General features: G+C 33.7%; 16 protein-coding genes and 1 pseudogene. 11 read left to right on the top strand and 6 right to left on the bottom strand.

Annotated elements, in window-relative coordinates; all coding sequences use genetic code 11:
• Window positions 1-9: 9 nt before the first annotated feature.
• Both NMK29_RS02695 and NMK29_RS02690 read left to right on the top strand, forming a co-directional pair.
• Window positions 10-1,080, top strand: a complete 1,071-nt coding sequence (locus tag NMK29_RS02695) for a hypothetical protein (protein ID WP_108803377.1) — start codon at window positions 10-12, stop codon at window positions 1,078-1,080.
• A gap of 147 nt (window positions 1,081-1,227) precedes the next feature.
• Window positions 1,228-2,736, top strand: a complete 1,509-nt coding sequence (locus NMK29_RS02690) for an OmpP1/FadL family transporter (protein WP_108803375.1) — start codon at window positions 1,228-1,230, stop codon at window positions 2,734-2,736.
• 81 nt (window positions 2,737-2,817) lie between these two features.
• On the opposite strand, the gene NMK29_RS02685 is transcribed toward NMK29_RS02690, so the two are convergent.
• Window positions 2,818-6,543 (bottom strand): T9SS type B sorting domain-containing protein, encoded by a 3,726-nt coding sequence (locus tag NMK29_RS02685; RefSeq protein WP_108803370.1) that lies wholly within the window; start codon window positions 6,541-6,543, stop codon window positions 2,818-2,820.
• A 206-nt stretch (window positions 6,544-6,749) separates the two neighbouring features.
• Window positions 6,750-8,282 carry a T9SS type B sorting domain-containing protein gene (locus tag NMK29_RS02680; protein ID WP_234424263.1) on the bottom strand — a complete coding sequence of 511 codons (1,533 nt, stop codon included), beginning with the start codon at window positions 8,280-8,282 and terminating at the stop codon, window positions 6,750-6,752.
• Window positions 8,283-8,650: 368 nt separating this feature from the next.
• Here NMK29_RS02680 and folE point away from each other — a divergent pair, with 368 nt between their 5' ends.
• The 5 genes from folE (at window position 8,651) to NMK29_RS02655 (ending at window position 14,250) form a co-directional block, all read left to right on the top strand.
• Window positions 8,651-9,328: a GTP cyclohydrolase I FolE gene (gene folE, locus NMK29_RS02675; RefSeq protein ID WP_108803368.1), complete on the top strand. Its 678-nt coding sequence runs from the start codon at window positions 8,651-8,653 to the stop codon at window positions 9,326-9,328.
• Window positions 9,329-9,372: 44 nt separating this feature from the next.
• Window positions 9,373-10,869, top strand: coding sequence for a cysteine--tRNA ligase (gene cysS / locus NMK29_RS02670; protein WP_108803367.1), 1,497 nt, complete (start codon window positions 9,373-9,375; stop codon window positions 10,867-10,869).
• A gap of 14 nt (window positions 10,870-10,883) precedes the next feature.
• Window positions 10,884-11,159 carry a membrane protein insertion efficiency factor YidD gene (gene yidD, locus NMK29_RS02665; RefSeq protein WP_108803365.1) on the top strand — a complete coding sequence of 92 codons (276 nt, stop codon included), beginning with the start codon at window positions 10,884-10,886 and terminating at the stop codon, window positions 11,157-11,159.
• A 90-nt stretch (window positions 11,160-11,249) separates the two neighbouring features.
• Window positions 11,250-12,200, top strand: a complete 951-nt coding sequence (lgt, locus tag NMK29_RS02660; RefSeq protein WP_108803363.1) for a prolipoprotein diacylglyceryl transferase — start codon at window positions 11,250-11,252, stop codon at window positions 12,198-12,200.
• Between the two features lie 259 nt (window positions 12,201-12,459).
• The gene (locus NMK29_RS02655) at window positions 12,460-14,250 is read left to right on the top strand and encodes a T9SS type A sorting domain-containing protein (protein WP_108803362.1); all 1,791 of its coding nucleotides are present in this window, start codon (window positions 12,460-12,462) and stop codon (window positions 14,248-14,250) included.
• A gap of 62 nt (window positions 14,251-14,312) precedes the next feature.
• Here the strand turns inward: NMK29_RS02655 and NMK29_RS02650 are convergent.
• Window positions 14,313-14,512: pseudogene (locus NMK29_RS02650) on the bottom strand (peptide chain release factor 1); the annotation flags it as partial.
• Between the two features lie 251 nt (window positions 14,513-14,763).
• On the opposite strand from NMK29_RS02650, the gene NMK29_RS02645 reads away from it, so the two are divergent.
• Window positions 14,764-15,618 carry a hypothetical protein gene (locus NMK29_RS02645; RefSeq protein ID WP_108803360.1) on the top strand — a complete coding sequence of 285 codons (855 nt, stop codon included), beginning with the start codon at window positions 14,764-14,766 and terminating at the stop codon, window positions 15,616-15,618.
• A 124-nt stretch (window positions 15,619-15,742) separates the two neighbouring features.
• On the opposite strand, the gene prfA is transcribed toward NMK29_RS02645, so the two are convergent.
• Window positions 15,743-16,819: a peptide chain release factor 1 gene (gene prfA / locus NMK29_RS02640; protein ID WP_108803359.1), complete on the bottom strand. Its 1,077-nt coding sequence runs from the start codon at window positions 16,817-16,819 to the stop codon at window positions 15,743-15,745.
• Window positions 16,820-16,942: 123 nt separating this feature from the next.
• Between prfA and NMK29_RS02635 the strand changes: the two genes are divergently transcribed.
• Entirely contained in the window at window positions 16,943-17,314 is a 372-nt protein-coding gene (locus tag NMK29_RS02635; RefSeq protein WP_108803357.1) for a hypothetical protein, read from the top strand.
• Between the two features lie 157 nt (window positions 17,315-17,471).
• Window positions 17,472-17,606, top strand: a complete 135-nt coding sequence (locus NMK29_RS23765; RefSeq protein ID WP_255411773.1) for a hypothetical protein — start codon at window positions 17,472-17,474, stop codon at window positions 17,604-17,606.
• A gap of 68 nt (window positions 17,607-17,674) precedes the next feature.
• Here the strand turns inward: NMK29_RS23765 and NMK29_RS02630 are convergent, their stop codons facing one another.
• Window positions 17,675-18,169: a DUF1648 domain-containing protein gene (locus NMK29_RS02630; RefSeq protein ID WP_108803355.1), complete on the bottom strand. Its 495-nt coding sequence runs from the start codon at window positions 18,167-18,169 to the stop codon at window positions 17,675-17,677.
• 60 nt (window positions 18,170-18,229) lie between these two features.
• Between NMK29_RS02630 and NMK29_RS02625 the strand changes: the two genes are divergently transcribed.
• Window positions 18,230-18,718: a peptide-methionine (S)-S-oxide reductase gene (locus tag NMK29_RS02625; protein WP_108803354.1), complete on the top strand. Its 489-nt coding sequence runs from the start codon at window positions 18,230-18,232 to the stop codon at window positions 18,716-18,718.
• A 90-nt stretch (window positions 18,719-18,808) separates the two neighbouring features.
• Here the strand turns inward: NMK29_RS02625 and NMK29_RS02620 are convergent, their stop codons facing one another.
• Window positions 18,809-19,990 (bottom strand): AIR synthase related protein, encoded by a 1,182-nt coding sequence (locus tag NMK29_RS02620; RefSeq protein WP_108803352.1) that lies wholly within the window; start codon window positions 19,988-19,990, stop codon window positions 18,809-18,811.
• Between the last annotated feature and the right edge of the window lie 121 nt (window positions 19,991-20,111).

Genomic DNA, 20,111 nt, shown 5'->3' with positions numbered 1-20,111 from the left:
TAAGGAGATATGCGACTTAAAAATTATTTTCAAAAAAATGGAGCTGTTGGGACCTTCCTTGCAGCCTCTCTACTTATGTTGACATCTTGCGGTTCTTATGAGTATGTATCTTATGATGATGGTATTTATGGCGAAGCAAGAAGCCAAAGAAGTTATGAACCACGACCAACCGCTACCAAAACCGAAACTAGTTCAAATTATTATTCTAATTACTTTTCAGAAAAATCTGCTCAGATTGACAATGTTATGGAGCAAGATGCCATTTTCACTGATATAGATTCTTATTCTAGTGAAAACTACAACGCTTCTGATACGACAAATGTAGCTTTAGCTTATGAAGGTGGACAACCTGCATGGGGAAGTGATTATGATGAAGTTTCTGTAAACATAATAAATACTGGATGGAATAACTGGGGATGGAATGCCTGGGGCCCTGGAATAGGCTGGGGATGGAATAACTGGGGATATAACTCCTGGGGATGGAATGCTGGATGGGGACCTGGTTTTGGATGGAACGCCGGCTGGGGATGGAATGCTGGATTTGGATGGGGAAATCCATATTGGTATGGCGGTGGATTTTGGTGTCCTCCATATTATAACTATGGATATGGTGCATTTGGAAGAAATCGAATCGCATACAATAGAGGTTTTAGAAATCGAGGATTTAGAAATGCATATGCAGGTAACTTCAGAAGTAGAAGTGCCTACAATAGTAGATCTAGAAACTATAACAATAATAGATCAAGAAGTCGCTCGTACAATAACCGTAGTAGCTACAACAATAGAAGAAGAATCTCCGCTAACAATAATAGAAGAACAAGAACCTCTACATATTCTGGAGGAACTAGATCATCAAATAATGGCGCGTACTCGCGATCAAGATCAAACAACGCTAATAGAAGCAGCACTAGATCATACAGAGGAAGTTCCAGAAGCTCAGGCACAAGGAGTTATTCTGGATCTAGAAGCAGCAGCAGCAGAAGTTCTGGATCATACAGAAGCAGCGGATCTAGCCGAAGTAGCGGATCTAGATCTAGTGGTAGCCGCGGAGGAGGAAGAAGTCGTGGAGGAAGAGGTTAAAATCTCATTTTAAAAATTCTTTAAAAATTTTCAAAAAACAAGATTTATTGAATTTAGATAGACATACAATTGACTAAACATTGTATGTCTATCTAAATCCCTATCTGTTACCCAACAACAGCTAGTAAATCAAATATTGCAACGTATATGAAAAAGATATTTTTATTCATTAGTCTATTCTCTTTGTCCTTCATAAACGCTCAAGATATTACAGATGCAGTAAGATATTCTCAACAAGAGATTTTGGGAACTGCTCGTTTCAGAGGGATGAGTGGAGCATTTGGTGCTTTGGGTGGAGATTTATCTGCCCTACAAATAAATCCTGCAGGATCCGCAGTCTTTTTAAGCTCTTCTGGGTCTATAACATTATCATCATCGAATATCCAGAATGATACTAATTATTTTGATGGTTTTAGCGAAACATCATCTTCTAACTTTAATTTTAATCAAATTGGTGCTGTTTTCGTATACAACAACCAAAGTGAATCAACAATCCTTAACAAAGTTTCTTTAGGTATTGCATATGATCAAACTACGGATTTTGCTGAAGAATTGTTTGCATTTGGAAGAAGCAATAATTCAATCGATAATTTTTTTCTAGCAGAAGCACAAGGCATTCCTCTAGATTTATTAACTCCTAGAGCAGGAGAAAGTCCAGACGACCTTTATGGCTTTTTGGGTGAAACAGAAGGCTATGGAGCGCAACAGGCATTTCTAGGTCACGAATCATTTATTATTGAAGCAAATGACCTTACAGACCCTAATAATACAACATATTTCTCAAATGTTTCTCCAGGAGTTTTTGACCAGGATTACTATTACGAAAGTACAGGTCTAAATGGAAAATTCACCATTAATGGAGGTGCTCAAATAAACGATAGATTTTATATTGGTGTTAATCTTAACTCTCATTTTATCAATTATGATAAAGTTACAAGGTTTGATGAACTTAATAATAATGCAGGAAGTGTGGTTAACGAAATTGTTTTTACAAATAGACTATCAACTATTGGAGCAGGTTTCTCTGCGCAAGTAGGAGGAATACTAAAGGTTTCACACATGCTTCGACTAGGCGCTTCATTAGAATCTCCGACTTGGTATTATATCGAAGAAGAAACAACACAAAGAGTAATTACTGATGGAGTAAATGGAAGAATTAATTTAGATCCTAACGTAATAAACATATTTCCAGAATATCAATTACGTACTCCAGCAAAAGCAACTGGAAGTATTGCGGTTCTTTTTGGAAAACGTGGATTAATTAGCTTAGATTATTCATATAAAGATTATTCATCTACCGAATTTGACTCTGATGAAGGTGTGAATTTTTCTGATATAAATAGACAGATTGAAAATAGTTTACAAGGAGCTTCTACTCTTAGAATAGGAGGAGAATTAAGAAATGGTAACTGGAGCTTTAGAGGTGGTTATAGCTATGAAGAAAGTCCATATGAAAATGAATTCATTTTGGGAGATAGAACTGGACTCTCTATGGGTATTGGTTATAACTTCGGGAAAGTAAAATTTGATGTAGCATATGACTATTCAGAACAGGAGCGTATTGAACAATTTTATCCAAATACATCTTTCACAAATTTTGCAACAGTAGAAAGCTACAGAGACAACCTAACTTTCACCTTAAGTTTAAATTTATAAAAAAAATTATAAGTCGCTTTAAAAACAAAAAAGGAGTTGATGTTCATCAACTCCTTTTTTGTTTTTCCTGTATATTATACTCTATCTTATTAAAGAAAAACTAGCGTTAAATTCTTTCATAATGCCATTTTCTGTATATCTCACTTTAAACCAATACTCACTTGATGGTAACAGATTTCCGTTATAAGTTCCATCCCATGTGCCTAAAGAACCCAGATCCTTTAAAAGTTTTCCTGATCTATTAAAAATTAGAATTCCATTAATCTGAACATTATCATTCCCTACAATCCCCCAACTCTCGTGAAAACCATCTCCGTTAGGCGTAAAGTACCTTGGGTAATCAACCACAAATTCTACTGGAAGTTCAATTTCGCCACACATAAAAACATCTCTTACATACACAAAATGTTCTCCTCTAGTCACTCTAGTAAACACCGGAGAAGATTGCCAATCTCCAGTATCTAATCTATATTCATAATCCCCTATTGCATCAGAATCCACCATTACCTCAATAGTAGCATTATCAGAAAAAGCACCGGAAAGCAACTCTACAGTAAAATCTTCTATTTGAGGCGGATATGACTCTACAACCGTTGTTACTACTACCGAAACACACATTGTACTATTATTTGTGACTAACACAGCATACTGACCCGCAGTCGTGGGACTATAAATAGCTCCAATCTCTCCTGGAATCTCATTTCCTGTTGTTGCTGTAGCTCCAACATACCACTGAAAATCATAAACAGTATCATCTAAGCTTGTATCGATCACATCTGTTGGAATCAAGTTGATAATCACACCATCATTTTCTAAACAAAGTACATACTCCTCTTCTAACGTAAAGTCTGGAAGTGCATTTACAATCAACTGAACTGGAATCACCCTAAAACAATTATTATCCATCGCTAATGGATCAACACGCACATAAACCACTTGATTAAATATTTGCACGTTCTGATATGCTGAAGGAGACGAAATTATATTAGTATTACCTAATTCAGCATCCTGCATCGACTCATAATAATCAATATTATAATCAGAAATACTCAAATCATTAGATATGTCTGCATCATTTAAATTAAGAATGTCTTGTACCGCCAAAGTAAGATCAAAAATCCCCACACCTTCTTGATCTGATTCACAAGTTTCCAATGCAGTTGGAGACAAATTAAAATCATCATACAATATAGTCCGTAATTGCAATGTTATACTAGAAAAACAACTATTATCTGTATCTCTACCCACAACTATTAAATCTCTAGTTAATGTAGTGTTCAGATAAGAAGCTGGATTAGGAATAACATTGTCGTTATCTACATCGTTTTGAGACTCATAATATGATAAAACAATATTTGTAGCACCTCCTGTAATCTGGTCTTCTCTAAGCGTTAGGTTATAAAAAGTATCAACCTGATCACTACATAAATTAATAGGGTCAGGATTAATTAATTCTGGATTATGCAGTACTTCTAAATCGAATGAAATTGTAGATCTAAAACACTCATCAATATCCGCAGTTCCATTATTATTATCATCTGATTGCACTCTCACCCATATTGTTTGCGGGTTAGACTCATTGATAAACGCACCTGTAATTTGTCCTGTATTATTTATAGCTTCATTCTGCGTCCTATGATAACTAATTAACAATGCTCCAGCTTGAAAACCTATCACTTCGACATCTTTTTCTGTCAAATCAAAAGTTGCTTGATTAGGATCATCACTACATAAAACAAAATCAGTTACTGAATTATTTTCTGGCAACCCTGCTACCTCTAACTGAATATGTTGCCCTAAACCTAGACACCCGTTATTGGTCCCATCATCAACTCGTACATATAAATTTTGAATAAAAGGCGATGCATCATTTCTATGATTCGCCGGATCTACTATTGCATTCTCCTCTGCTAAAGCATCCGCTAAATTCTCATAATACGTAATGATTAAATTTTGTCCTGGAGGATATAGGGCAGTAACTTGACTTGTAGCATCACTAAAATCAAAAGTAGCAATCCCATTAGCGTCATCATTATCTATATCAGTATTATCACAAGTTCTATAAGACAATCCAAAACCTACAGGAATCTGTGTTGCAGATACTACTAAATCTACCTGAGCTGTTCTAAAACACCCATTATCAGTTTCTATCCTTGAAAATACTGTACTACTTATCGGAATAGGATTAGGATATGCAGTAAAGTTAGTAATTTGATCTGCAGGATCAGCATTTATTGCTGCAGTCTCGGTAAGGTAGTATGAAAAGAACTCATTAGCAGCATTTGAAGAAATTAGCGTATTAGCTTCTGAAAGATTAAATAACGAAATCCCATCTGTGTCATCATCGCATTGTAGCAAAGACACTACTGGCACTACAACTGGAAGAGGATTAACTATCAACTGAAAGCTTGTAGTCTCATAACAACTTTGTTCAGAAACATTTTCAATTCGCACATATATAGTTTGAGGATTAGCTATATTAGTATAATTATTAGGTAATTCTGTCCCGGAAACACCAGCATCCGCATCTACTTGAGATTCATATAAAGAAACTATGAAATCCGCAGAATTCTGAGTTCCCAAAACTTCCGATGCAATATTAGAAAGATCAAATTCTACAATACCGTTGGTATCATTACCATCCAGCGCATTATCACATAATTCTATATCTATAGGAACATTCGCTACAGGATTCTCATACACCCTCAATATAAAAGAAGTTATTTCGAAACATATTTGATTCGTTCCACCTATCCTAGCCCATATCACTTGGTCTGCTACAGTATTCACAAAATTATCCGGATCGGTAATGATGTTATCACCAGCTGCTCCCGTATAATTTTCTGCATCTTCCTGGGTAAAGTGATACGTCACCGTAAATTCAGTTGGATCTTGAGCACCTAAAATAATAGATGTATTCTGAGTAAGATCAAAAGTTTCAATTCCATTTCCATCATCATCACAAGCCGATAAATCCTGCGCGGTATTTGCAATAATAGGAGGAGTATAAAATGTAATCACAACCTCATCAACCTCTGTATTACCATCAACATCTTCAATAAGCAACTGATATCTTCCTGATGTCGTAACTGTATATGTCGGACTAATTTCATCCGAAATAATATCAAATACCATGGTAGTCTCATTATAAACAGACCATTCGTATCTGATAGCTCCATCCGATGTACCATCCAACACAACAGGATCTGAACCACAAATATCTTGATTAGGCCCTAGTGCAGCTTCTAGTATAGAACAGTCTGTAGAACCTGTACCACCAGTTTGCTGAAAATTTATAAAACCTGGTTGCTCTGAAAAATTAGTAATCAATACAAGATAAAACTCTCCAGCAGTTGCAGCTGGAATATTCATCGCTTCTACTGCATCTGGCGAATAACTACAATCAACCGTATTACCCGCTGTTAACTCAGCAGTACAAGGAGAAACAGGGTCGGCAAAAGGTCCATAACATATAAAATCCACATCCAATTGGGTACCAGTCCCATCTTCATTAGTAGATTGCGAAATGCGAAAAGTCAATGCTCCTGTATCATCTATCTGTAAATAATACCAAGCAGGGAAAGGTTGCGTAGTTAAACACCCATAATTAGGGCCAATTTCTGAGCTATTTACACAGCTACTATTAGAGCTATTACAATTCGGAAAAACAATACCAGTAGTACTACAAAAGGGATCGGCACCATCATCTCCTAAGGAATCAGCACAAACAGAACCTTGTGCTATACTAAAATTCGTATAAATGAAAAATGATAAAAATAATATCGATACAGGTATTCTTTTACTCATTACCAGTCTTTAAAATAAATGATAAAATAGCTTTATTTCTTAAATCCAAAGCTTTCTTATATAAAAACAATCATACCGCAAGAAACCCTAACAAATAATATAACAAAACCGGAATAGTGTAGTAATCAAAATTATTACCTCAATAAACTACATTTAAAAAACCTTTTTTTAATCCAAAAGTTTACAAAAATAAGTCTATTCATAAATTATCTAATTAAAGAAAAACTACCTGCAAACACCCTTCTTCCTCTATTCGGATCACGATCGGACTGTTCATTAAACTCTACCCTAAACCAATACTGTGAAGAAGGCATTAAATTTCCATTATAAGTACCATCCCATCCAGCTCCAGTTGGATTTAATTGTTTCAACAATTTTCCATGTCTATCAAATATATAAACCAATGCGGGAGTAGGTTGATCTTCTGGATTGATTAAATTCCAAGTTTCATGAAAACCGTCTCCATTAGGCGTAAAATATTTAGGGTACCCTAAGATCATGATATCTACCGATGTTCTTTCATTATCCGGACAATTAACATATCTAGCGACGATACGATAATCCCCAGGAGGAACTCCTTCAAATATTGGCGAAGATTGGTAAGGCCTGGATTCTACAAAATTACCATCCATATTTACATCTCTATCTAATCGATATTCAAAATCAGTAAATCCTTCAGCCTCAACGATTGGGTCCGTAGATATTTCTGCAGTAATAATATAACTACCAGCAAACGATTCTTCTGTAATAGTATACCCAACCTGAAATGTAATTTGAGAAACATCTAATACAGAAACTTGATCTGGAGAATCTGGCACTTCTATACCGCTAGCATCAAAACCTCTTAATCTATAAATTCCGTTAGAAGTAACATTATCATAAAAAGGAAAAGTAGCACCAGGAATATCTACAAAATTTGTATCTCCCAAATCTGCTCTAGACCATTGAAAAGTTTCGGCTGCTGGAACAGCTGGAGGACCTGTACTGGCAGGAAACCTACCTTCTATTGTTAAAGGAAATTCTCCACATGTAGCAATCCTATCCTGAGGTATACCTGGTTCTAAAACACTACAATCTGTAGTTCCTGCTCCATCTTCTCCAAGATTTGTCTGCTCTAACTGTATAACTCCAGCTTCATCAGAAAAATTAGTAATTAGTACTATATAAAACTCTCCTGTCTGAGCATTTGGTATTGTAAATGTTTCTATAAAATTATCATCTGATGTTCTCGCATAACTACAATCTACAATGTTTGTATTATCTTCATCATCGATATAAAAATCAGGTTCATCAGCATTATTTACACATTCCGCTGGCCGAATATTATCTCCATCTCCATTAAGATCACACCCTCTTGACAACTCATCATCGCAATTAATAATGAAAGAAGTTTGAAAAGGCCCCCATGCTATAAAATCAACATCAAGCTGTCTTTCATCACGATCCAAACGATTATCTCCATCAGTATCCATCCATTGTCTTATATCAAAAACCAGTTCTCCGGATTCATCAATAAGCAAAAAGTACCATGAAGGATTTGGGGTGGTGTTTAAACATCCAACTTCTCCTAAACCATCAATATCACCAATTGTATTGGGGAATGTTAGTTCTAAAGAAGCATCTGAACAGAATGGTTGAGCATTTCTACAGGCAACATCAAAGTCCTGTGCGTTTACTAGTGCACTATTAAAAAAAAACAGTACAGACAATAATAAGATTTGAGGTAGTAATTTTGTCATGTTTTATATAACGTAGGTTCGTCTATTTTCTTGTGTAGGAATTAAATTTACTAATTTTAATATATAGTGCACATAAAAGTATCATATTATTTATAATTGTTAACATAGCTTTCACTAAGTAAAAAGACAAAATCGTATCTTTGCAGCCTGTTTATAGTTGATTTTATTTGATTTCGAAAAATCACTTAAATATATTGATGAAAATCAATATGAAAACTGTAAGAAATTTAGAAAAAGAATACGTTGGGATTGTAAATAATTTTACTTTCAATTTTGAATAGATAATACTGATTAAAAAGTAGTAATTTAATTTATTGATGTTTCTACTCATAATTCTTTTTATTTGATAATAATAAAATTTTGAACTTGTGAAGATAGACAAGGCCCTTGAAGCTATTGAAGCGCTAGGTGATAATCATGTAGCTACTAGCGCAACAACTCCTCTTAGAGAAGATGCATTTAAATTAAGTGATAAAGAAAAAATCGCTTTAATCAGAGAAGATGTAAAGCATATTATGGAAACTTTGGGATTAGACCTTGATGACGATAGTCTTAAAGGAACCCCCCAACGAGTTGCAAAAATGTTTGTGAATGAAATTTTTTCTGGTTTGCATCCACAAAGAAAACCAGAGGCTTCTACCTTTGACAACAACTACAAATATGGAGAGATGTTAGTAGAAAAGAATATTACAGTATATTCTACTTGCGAACATCATTTACTTCCAATTATAGGAAGAGCTCATGTAGCATATATTTCTAACGGTACAGTTGTAGGATTATCTAAAATGAATCGAATAGTCGATTATTATGCAAAACGCCCTCAAGTACAAGAGCGTTTAACTATGCAAATTGTTCAGGATCTTCAGATAGTTCTAAACACCAAAGATGTTGCATGTGTAATAGACGCAAAACATCTATGCGTAAATTCCAGAGGAATAAGAGATATCGAAAGCAGCACAGTAACTAGCGAATTTGGAGGGAAATTTAAAGATCAAGCTGTACGCAGAGAATTTCTAGACTACATTAAATTAGACACCACCTTTTAATTTTATATTTATTCAATCAATAATCACAAGAACTCATTAAAATCATGGCAATAGCTCCATTGTACAAAACCCAAAAACTAAAAATTTACAACTCAATTTCGGGTCAAAAAGAAGAATTCATTCCAATTACAGAAGGTAATATTGGTATGTATGTTTGTGGTCCAACCGTTTATAGTAATGTACATTTAGGAAATTGTCGAACTTTTATTTCTTTTGATTTAGTTTATAGATACCTTAAACACTTAGGCTTTAAGGTGCGTTATGTTCGAAACATAACAGACGCAGGGCATTTAGAGAATGATGCAGACGAAGGAGAAGACAAAGTTTCTAAAAAAGCAAGATTAGAACAATTAGAGCCTATGGAAATAGTGCAGCGATATACTTTAGATTTCCATAATATTTTAGCAAAATTCAATAATATCCCTCCTAGCATAGAACCAACTGCTACAGGTCATATTGTTGAACAAATTGAAATGATTAAATCCATAATCGATAATGGTTTTGCATATGTAACGAATGGTTCTGTATACTTTGACGTTAAGAAATTCAATGAAACTAATGATTACGGTAAGTTAAGTGGTCGTAATCTTGAAGATATGATTGCTAATACCAGAGAATTAGCTGCACAAAGTGATAAAAAAAACCCTCAGGATTTTGCTTTATGGAAAAAAGCAGAACCAGAGCATATTATGCGATGGCCATCTCCTTGGAGTGATGGTTTTCCTGGGTGGCATTTAGAATGTACAGTAATGAGCACGAAATATCTAGGTGAAAAATTTGATATTCATGGAGGTGGAATGGATCTAAAGTTTCCACATCATGAATGTGAAATCGCCCAAGGAGAAGCAGCTTGTGGTGTTAGCCCTGTAAATTATTGGATGCACGCCAATATGCTTACCCTAGACGGAAAAAAAATGTCTAAATCCACAGGTAATATATTATCACCCGCAGAAATTTTTAATGGAGAAAGTGACAAATTAAATAAAGCCTTTGCCCCAACGGTTGCTAGATTTTTTATGCTACAAGCTCACTATCGAAGTATCTTAGATTTTTCTAACGACGCTTTGGAAGCTTCAGAAAAAGGTTTTTATCGACTCATGGAGGCTATTGAAACTTTAGGAAATGTAAAAATCGGTGACACTACAGAAGGATTTCATGTTCAGAATTGGGTAACAGAATGTTATGCTGCTATGAACGATGACTTTAATAGTCCTATTCTAATTGCTAAACTTTTTGAAGCGGTAAAATTCATTAATTCTATAAAAGAAGAAAAAGCTTCCATATCAAAAGAAGATCATGAAACTCTAAAAACTAAAATAAGCGAATTAGTCTTTGACGTTTTAGGATTGGTTAATGTTAACGAAGCTTCTTCTGATATTAGCGATAAACTTTCTAGCACTGTTGAATTATTAATTCATTTAAGAGCTGAGGCAAGAGCTAATAAAGATTTTGCTACTAGTGATAAAATCAGAGACGAATTATTAGCTATGGGAATTCAGCTAAAGGATGGTCGTGAAGGGACTACTTTTACTCTAAATTAATTTAATATTTTATTTTGGGTTCAAATTTAACCTTAAAAAAGGTTTTAATACTACCATTTGTTGGACTTGTGAAATTATACCAACATGTAATTTCACCTTTAACTCCTGCTACCTGTCGTTATCAACCAACGTGCTCTCATTACACTGTAGAGGCATTAGAAAAGCATGGATTGTTCAAAGGCGGAAAACTTGCTGTAAAACGTATTTTTAGCTGTCATCCTTGGGGAGGTAGTGGATATGATCCAGTTCCAGATGTCAATACCAACAAAAAAAAAGAAAAGTTAAACTAAACCCCATACTTGTTTACCTCATTAATGTTTTATTTATAATTTTGAGTTCAATTAAATACCTATATTTACCCTAGAAAAATAGTTTCCCACATGATATTCTCTAAAATAGTATGGAATCCTATAGAAGGATTTGATCTTGGTTTTTTTGTTATTCGTTTTTACAGCCTGATGTTCGTAGTTGCTTTTTCATTAGGATGGTATCTAATGAAGAAAATATATATCCGTGAAAAAATCTCAATGGAAAAATTAGACTCTGTATTTATCTACGCAGTAATAGGTACTTTACTAGGAGCGCGATTAGGCCATGTGTTCTTTTATGATTGGGATTATTACAGAAATAATTTACTAGAAATTATTTTACCTTTTAAATTCAATCCAACATTTGAATTTATAGGATTTAGAGGACTTGCAAGTCACGGAGCTGCTATAGCATTTATTACAGCTATGTATTATTACTCTAAAAATGTTTTAAAAAAACATCCTTTATGGATAATGGACAGAGTAACTATCCCAGCTGCTTTCGGAGGGATTTTTGTTCGATTAGGAAACTTTTTTAATTCAGAAATTATCGGAGAACCTTCCGGAGATTCTGCCTTTGGAGTAAAATTTATAAGAGATGGATTAAGCAAAGGAGAAGTTGTAAGAGAAACAGGAATTAAAAATATTAATGAAGCGTACTCCGCTATTGTAAACAACCCTAAATTTGCTAATCTATTAGAAGCAATTCCATATCGCCACCCTGCTCAACTATACGAAGCATTTGGATATATATTTGTATCCTTAATACTTTGGTTATTTTATTGGAAAACGAACAAACGAAATAATAGAGGATTTTTATTTGGAATGTATATGATGCTTATATTCATTGTTCGTTTCATTGTAGAATATGTAAAAACAAGTCAGGATGGATTTGGAGATGGACCTAACGGAATACTTTCTACTGGTCAGTGGCTAAGCATTCCTTTTATATTAGTTGGACTCTATTTTGTAGTAACAGCAAAGAAAATAAAAGAAGACCCAAAATCATATACCTTAAAATAAAAAAAACACACCATTTATAAAAAGAGGATAATTTTTAGAAATTATCCTCTTTTTATTTTTCGCTTAGGTTACTATTATCAAAAAAAAAAAAACTCAATAACTCCTATTTAATCACCCAACAAAACAAAACACAGAAGAACCCTAAATCACTATTTACCAAATAACTAATTACTCTCTACAAAAAAAGAATTTCCATTTTAGAACTTAAACCTTTTTACTTTTCAAAAGTCAAAGTACTACAACTTAAAAAACACAAATCATGAGAGTAACAGTAATTTTACTTTTAGGAATATCTTTTTTCCTAAATAATCCCAAACTATTCTGTCAAAACACCAACTCGTATGCACCTGAAAATTTTACACGCATTTCCGAAGGAGAAGGAGGTTTTGATGGCAATCTTGAAGGAGGAGATCGTTTTAGTAGAGATCACGATGTAGCCGGTGATATCAATAATGATGGAGTACTTGACCTAGTCATTGGTGCAAGATCTGATGATGATGGTGCCACAGATGCAGGTGCAGTTTACATTTTATTTATGAATCCTGACGGAACCGTATCTACCCATCAAAAAATATCTATGTTAGAAGGAAATTTTAGCGAGACATTAACCGAAGGAAATTTCTTTGGATATGGGGTCGCAGGGATTGGAGATTACAACAACGATTCTATTCCCGACATCGCTGTTTCTGCTCCGACTCAATCCAACAGAGCTTTATACATCATTCACTTAAATCGTGATGGTACTGTCAAGAGTTTTGTAAAAAACGCTAACATTATCGCTCAGGGACTTTCTGCAATTGGAGATCTAAATGATGACGGAAGGATTGATCTCGTAGCCTGCAATCCAGGTTCTGATGATGGAGGAACAGATAGAGGAGCTATTGATATTTTATTTTTAAACGAACAATCAGAAGTTGAGATTTCAGAAACAGTAACGATAAGTTCTACAAACGGGGGATTTGGATCTGGATTAGAAAACGGGGATTCTTTCGGAGGTCGTGAGGTCTCTATGTTAGGAGATATCGACAACGATGGTAACAAAGAACTTGCCGTTGGAGCATTTCAATCCGAAGGTGGTAAAGGAGCTATCTGGATTCTATCTTTAAGCAATGATAACTACAATGTTATCTCCAAACAAAAAATCACGGAAGGAATAGGAGGTTTTACAGACAACTTGGATACAGAAACGAATCCTAATGGAACAATTGGAGCACAATTTGGACATGCTATGACAAGCCCCGGAGATCTTAACGCAGATGGTATTCCTGAGTTAATAACAGGTGCTAATCAGCAAGATGAAGGTCATGCCTATATCTTATATCTTAATGAGGATAAAACTGTAAAAACGTATACGAAAATAAATAACACTGAAGGAGGTTTTGATCTTTCTTTAGAACCTGAAGAACGTTTTTCTAGATCAATTTCCTTTATTGGAGATCTTAAAGGAGATGGAAGTCTTGCTGTAAATATTGGAGGTGGTGCCGGAGGAACTGGAGCCTTATACATTATGTTTTTAAAACCCTGCAAACTATCTGAAGAACCAGGATTTAATTTCTGGAATGGAGGAACAACATTATTCTCTAACTGGAATCATAATACCCAAACAGTTACGGGACCTTTAAGTTTTGAACAATGCTCCATAAAAGCTTATGAGACTGATGCTTCCTATATAACATTCAAAGAAAGTGATGGGAGATGCATCTGTAAAGCTAACGACGCTTTTTTAGATAGTAGCGACGAATTAAGCTCAGCATTTATAAACACTTGTTCTACAGACAACACATTGTCTATTCCATCATCATCTAAAAACGATTTTATTGCATATCCAATTCCTACAGAAAATTATCTTAGAATTGAGGGTTTAACATCAATATTAGAGTTCGAGAAAATCAAAATTACTGATATCAATGGAAAATTACTTCCTTTAGATGACTATGTAATAATTGATAACATCGTTGAAATTAACACTCAACAGTTATCAAAAGGAATATATTTTTTAAATATTTATAAAAACGAAAAAACTTTCCATTCTATAAAATTTATTAAATAATAATAAAAAGTGATCGGTAGTTAGTGTGCTACTGATCACTTTTTTCTATATATAGATTGTATTCAAAAAATCTCGTTTAATTCTTTTAACTTCTTCGCATTTTCTATCAATTGTAATTCATTCGTCAATATTTTTTTTGAATATCACCATTAATAATGTTACCAAGATCATATAAAGTTAATCCTACATAATGATCAATCATCCTGCCTTACGGATAATTATATGTTCTAATTTTTGTAGATCGACCTTCTGAAGAAACCTTGTATAAAATTATATACACACAAAAACATATTCAAAAGAGTTACTTTTTTCACAAACGAACACTCAAATATTTTATATTCTCAAAAAAAACCTACACAAACCATGTGTTTTGTTATTTTATTAGTTAATTATTGTTAATAAATGCATTGAAAACGTGAAATTAACATTTTTTATATGGTTTTTGGTTGACCAATATTTATTTTGGTCAACCAAATTCATTTAACGCAAATTTTAACTATTAACTTTACGATTATGACAATTTTAATTTACAAAATAATAAATATTATCAATTTATTATTTAAACCAACAGTACTCATTGTTCTTATATTGACTGTTATCTCATGTGAAGAAGAAGCTATCTCGGATACAGATATAACCAATATTGTAGAAGACAACGATCTTAATGACCTCTCTAAAGCATCTTCTGATACTCCTTGGGATTTTGATAGTTCCTACTCCAGTAATGATGATTTTCAAGTTGACAATGATGGTGGAGGAGCTCATAATTGGAATGAACGCGAATATCAGGATGATCCTAACGACAATGGTTTTGATATCACTGATTACATTTATGTTGACGGTAGTCGATTAATCTTACAGTGTCCTAATGGTAATGAAAGAAGAAGAGCCGAATATAGAGATCAAACCAATATTGATATGGATCGTAGGAATCGATTAGATCTCACCTTTGATGTTAGAGGTTATGACAACAGACACGAACTTATTTTAGCACAACTACATAATGATCATAGAGACGCTCGTAGACCATATGCAACTGTAGTGGCAGAAAATGGAATAGTTCGCTTAAAAAGAACTAATGCTCCTACGGGGTCTAGTACTACAACCGCTGCAGAAACTATCCCATTCAGACAAAATGATCGGTACAGGATTAGAATGGAAACTCCTAATGGTTCACGAAATCTAGATGTAAGAATTGACAACCTAGACACTGGAGAAAGAGCCAGAAACACTTTTAGTTTTGATTCTGACTGGAGTAGATTAGATGGTAATTTTTATTGGAAACATGGAGCTTATATGCCTGATGGAGGTTCGAATAATACGCGGCAAAGAGTGGAAACAATTTCATTTGCAACCAACAGAACATAATAATTAAATTCGTATCGGTTAATTGATCTAATTTTTTAACTAAAATTACTCAGAAAAAAGGTTGTGCAAACATTTTTACACAACCTTTTTTTTAATCCCATAAATATCACCTAACTCTATTCGATTAGAATACCTCGTTAGACTCTTTTAGTTTCTCTGTATTTTCTACCAGTTGTAACTCATCTATTATTTTCTGGATATCTCCATTAATAATATTACCAAGATCATATAAGGTTAATCCTATACGATGATCAGTCACCCTACCCTGTGGATAATTATATGTTCTAATTTTTGCAGATCTATCACCAGAAGAAACCATACTCTTACGCTTTTCTGAATCAGCAGCTTGTTTCTTTTCTAATTCAATATCATATAAACGAGAACGCAGTACTTTTAATGCCTTCTCTAAGTTTTTATGCGATGATTTCTGATCCTGACAACTAACAATCATACCCGTCGGCTCATGATGTAACTTAATCGCAGAATAAGTAGTATTTACAGATTGCCCACCAGGACCTGTAGAAGTAGTTCGCTCTATCCTCACCTCTGTCATATCAAGCTCTACATCAAACTCTTCTGCCTCTGGCAAAACCATCACAGTTGCAGCACTAGTATGCACACGTCCTTGAGTCTCTGTCTGAGGAACACGTTGTACACGATGTACTCCTGCCTCGAACTTCATTGTTCCGTATGCATCCTCTCCATTTACTTCAAAAATAATCTCTTTATATCCTCCACTAGTTCCTTCACTTAGATCTACCACACTAGTACTCCATCCCTTACCTTCACAATATTTAGTATACATTCTGAATAAGTCTCCAGCAAAAATACTTGCTTCATCACCACCTGTTCCAGCACGAATCTCCACTACGCAGTTTTTAGCATCTTCTGGATCCTTAGGCACTAACATATATCTTATTTTCTCCTCTAAAGCTGGCAACTCTTCTTTAGCTTCTTCTAATTGCATTTTTGCCATCTCAACCATTTCTGCATCGCTACCATCTGCAATGATCTCTTCCGCTTCCTTTCTATTATTAGTCAACTCTATATAATGATCTCTCTGATCCATCAATGCTTTTAGATCCTTATATTCTTTATTAAGTTGAACATATCTCTTACGATCAGAAATAATATCTGGTTGGATAATAAGATCAGTTACCTCATCAAATCGTTGCTTTACAATATTTAATTTATCAATCATAGTTCTATCTATCCTTGTCAGTGGAATTCACAAAAGTACGTTTTTTTGTCCAAAGGTCATATTGACTTTTAATATTCTGAAGTAGAATTATTAATATAAAAAAGTTGTATTTTTATCCTCCAAATGCTAAATCGCTCGTACACATATAATCACAAACTGCTTTTTAGTTGGTTTATTACTCTTTTACTTTTCTTAGGTATTGGTGGCTATACGAATTACACCCAACCTATTTCTTACGAAAATACTATCGAATTAGTAATTTCTCCTAAGGAAAATGATCTTAAAACTACTTCTTACAACAACGTCAAAAAGAGTGATCAAAAATTCAGATATTATGATTCTGATTTACTATTTCTAGTAAGATTACATAATACCATCCACATTGTTAAGGGAAAAGAATTTGACAATACTATTTCTTTGACTTTAAAACATAAAATATTCTTTCCTAAGAACACTAATTACATTTCTGAAGAAAATTCTTTTCATATAGGGTAACCCCTTTCTTTAAAGGCTTTTAGCCAAAAAAACAACAACTATTAACGTACCATTACCAACAACTGGTGGTGTAGTACATTACATTATTCTTAAAATGAAAAGATTTAAAAAAATACTAAGGCGTATCGTCTTACTACTATTCATTATAATGGTAGCTATGATTCCTGTACCTATCTTTTTTCAAAAAAAAGAGGGAAAGTTTAACGATGAAAATACAATTGAACTTGTAGAGACAAAAGAAGAGGAAACAGAAACTAAAACAGTTCGATTCAATGACGAACTGGGATCATAATAAGCTTGGAAAAACAGCTAAATTCTATATTCAAGAGTCTAGACACAAACTTCTAGACTCTTGAAAACCTATGATATTTTTCTTGTCTTTATAGCGAAGTAAATAATTGCACTAAAAATAATAATTAGAAAAACTGGTAAAAACCATATCCCTAAATTTTCAGAATCACCTAACGCCACTTGAACAGATTTATATAAAACAAAAACGAAAGCCCACGTAATAATAAGGTTTAGTACTCTAATAAGTCTAGTACTATTCTTATAATATTTAGATGCATTATCGATAGTAAGTGCTTTAGGATAATTAAAAACATGAGGTGATTTATTTAAAACAAAAAGACCTGCGGCTAGAAACAAACCAATAATAGGAAGGAACCAAATCATGGATTTAGAATTATAATCATCTGGGGCTCCTTTTGCATTAAAATGAGTTGGAATCATTTCTGGAAGGTCCTTATAATAAAACACAGGAATTAAAATTAAAGCAATCAAACCAATAAACATTATCATTTCTAACAAAATATCAATCAACTCCTTTTCAACTTTAATAACTGGATTACTCATAATATAACTTTATAAAATTCAATATAATAATTAGAAATTAAATTACGAATTTTGAATCCAATGAGTAATTTAAAAATAGGACTAGGTGGAGGATGTCACTGGTGTACAGAAGCCGTTTTTCAATCCTTAAAAGGTGTAACCTCTGTTGAACAAGGCTATATAAAAAGTACTGGAAAAAACAACTCTTTTTCGGAAGCTGTGATCGTAGTATTCTCAACCGAAGTAATAAGTCTAAAGGACTTAATTGAGATTCATTTACTTACACATAAAAGCACCTCTAATCATAGCTTTATGGAAAAATACCGAAGTGCAATTTATTATTTCGAAATTGAACAAAAGTCAATTATTGAAACAATCATTACTCAACTAAATGAAAATTTTCAAAATCGATTAATAACAAAGGTTTTAAAATTCAATTCCTTTAAACCTTCGAGAATAGAATTAATCAACTACTACAAAAACAACCCAAAAAAACCGTTTTGCACACGATATATAGAACCCAAACTAGAGTTTCTTAGAAATAAGTATTTGGATAAAATGAATCTTTAAGTAGATAATCAATAAAGGTTTTGAAAAATTAGTATTCACAAGTTACATGTACACTTGTTTAATGCATGTTTGACAATCCTATAGCACAATTTAGTTATAGGTATATGTACCGAATTCGCTGTTTATCGTTAGCTTCTTTTCTTCAGACCCCTCAACACGTCCAACAATTTTAGCATCTACATTAAAGCTTTTTGAAATTGAAATAATTTCATCTGCAATTTCTGGAGAAACATATAACTCCATTCGATGCCCCATATTAAAAACTTGATACATTTCTTTCCAATCCGTACCAGAATTTTCCTGGATTAATTGAAATAAAGGAGGTACATCGAATAAATTATCTTTAACAATATGTAAATTATCTATAAAATGTAAAATTTTAGTTTGAGCTCCTCCACTGCAGTGAACCATTCCATGAACGTCTGAACTATCAAACTTAGATAAAATACTTTTTATTATAGGTGCATAAGTTCTTGTGGGAGACAATACTAATTTACCAGCATCAATTGGTGCATTTTTTACCTCATCCGTAAGGTTTGTTTTTCCTGAATACACCAATTCAGAAGGTACCGCAGCATCAAAACTTTCAGGATATTTCTCTGCCAAAACCTTATGAAAAACATCATGACGAGCAGATGTCAGGCCATTACTCCCCATTCCGCCATTATATTCTTTTTCGTAAGTAGCTTGACCAAAAGAAGCCAAACCAACTATTACATCTCCTTCTTTTATATTAGCATTATCAATAACATCTTTACGCTTTACACGAGCTGTTACCGTAGAGTCTACTATAATTGTTCGTACTAAGTCCCCTACATCAGCCGTTTCTCCACCAGTAGAATGAATGGTAACTCCAAAACTTTTTAATTCCTCTAATAACTCCTCAGTCCCATTAATAATTGCAGAAATTACTTCTCCAGGAATCAGATTTTTATTTCTTCCTATAGTGGATGAAAGCATAATATTATCAGTTGCTCCAACACATAATAAATCATCTATATTCATTATTAATGCATCTTGAGCTATACCTTTCCATACAGAAACATCTCCTGTTTCCTTCCAATACATATAAGCCAAAGAAGATTTGGTACCTGCTCCATCCGCATGCATTATCAAACAATAATCCTCGTCACCAGTAAGGTAATCCGGAACTATTTTACAAAATGCTTTTGGAAAAAGACCCTTATCTATGTTCTTAATAGCACTATGAACATCTTCTTTAGATGCCGAAACTCCACGCTGAGCGTAGCGTTTACTTACTTCTTGACTCATTATTACAGTATTATACGGATAGTAAACCGCAAAGATAATTGAATTTACCTCAATCACTAAATTGAATATAAAAAATCCCAAATTCAAGTATTAATATTCTTGAATTTGGGACACAAACTAC

The sequence above is a fragment of the Aquimarina sp. Aq107 genome (genome assembly GCF_943733665.1).
In the GTDB taxonomy this organism is placed as follows: domain Bacteria; phylum Bacteroidota; class Bacteroidia; order Flavobacteriales; family Flavobacteriaceae; genus Aquimarina.
The sequence above is the reverse complement of the archived record's forward strand: the minus strand, read 5'-3'. Positions and strand labels throughout refer to the sequence as shown.

Bases quoted from the DNA above. Each gene is read 5' to 3' on its own strand.
- NMK29_RS02695 (WP_108803377.1), top strand. From the start codon at position 10: ATGCGACTTAAAAATTATTTTCAAAAAAATGGAGCTGTTGGGACCTTC.
- NMK29_RS02690 (WP_108803375.1), top strand. From the start codon at position 1,228: ATGAAAAAGATATTTTTATTCATTAGTCTATTCTCTTTGTCCTTCATA.
- NMK29_RS02685 (WP_108803370.1), bottom strand. From the start codon at position 6,543: ATGAGTAAAAGAATACCTGTATCGATATTATTTTTATCATTTTTCATT.
- NMK29_RS02680 (WP_234424263.1), bottom strand. From the start codon at position 8,282: ATGACAAAATTACTACCTCAAATCTTATTATTGTCTGTACTGTTTTTT.
- cysS (WP_108803367.1), top strand. From the start codon at position 9,373: ATGGCAATAGCTCCATTGTACAAAACCCAAAAACTAAAAATTTACAAC.
- lgt (WP_108803363.1), top strand. From the start codon at position 11,250: ATGATATTCTCTAAAATAGTATGGAATCCTATAGAAGGATTTGATCTT.
- NMK29_RS02655 (WP_108803362.1), top strand. From the start codon at position 12,460: ATGAGAGTAACAGTAATTTTACTTTTAGGAATATCTTTTTTCCTAAAT.
- NMK29_RS02645 (WP_108803360.1), top strand. From the start codon at position 14,764: ATGACAATTTTAATTTACAAAATAATAAATATTATCAATTTATTATTT.
- prfA (WP_108803359.1), bottom strand. From the start codon at position 16,819: ATGATTGATAAATTAAATATTGTAAAGCAACGATTTGATGAGGTAACT.
- NMK29_RS02635 (WP_108803357.1), top strand. From the start codon at position 16,943: ATGCTAAATCGCTCGTACACATATAATCACAAACTGCTTTTTAGTTGG.
- NMK29_RS23765 (WP_255411773.1), top strand. From the start codon at position 17,472: ATGATTCCTGTACCTATCTTTTTTCAAAAAAAAGAGGGAAAGTTTAAC.
- NMK29_RS02630 (WP_108803355.1), bottom strand. From the start codon at position 18,169: ATGAGTAATCCAGTTATTAAAGTTGAAAAGGAGTTGATTGATATTTTG.
- NMK29_RS02625 (WP_108803354.1), top strand. From the start codon at position 18,230: ATGAGTAATTTAAAAATAGGACTAGGTGGAGGATGTCACTGGTGTACA.
- NMK29_RS02620 (WP_108803352.1), bottom strand. From the start codon at position 19,990: ATGAGTCAAGAAGTAAGTAAACGCTACGCTCAGCGTGGAGTTTCGGCA.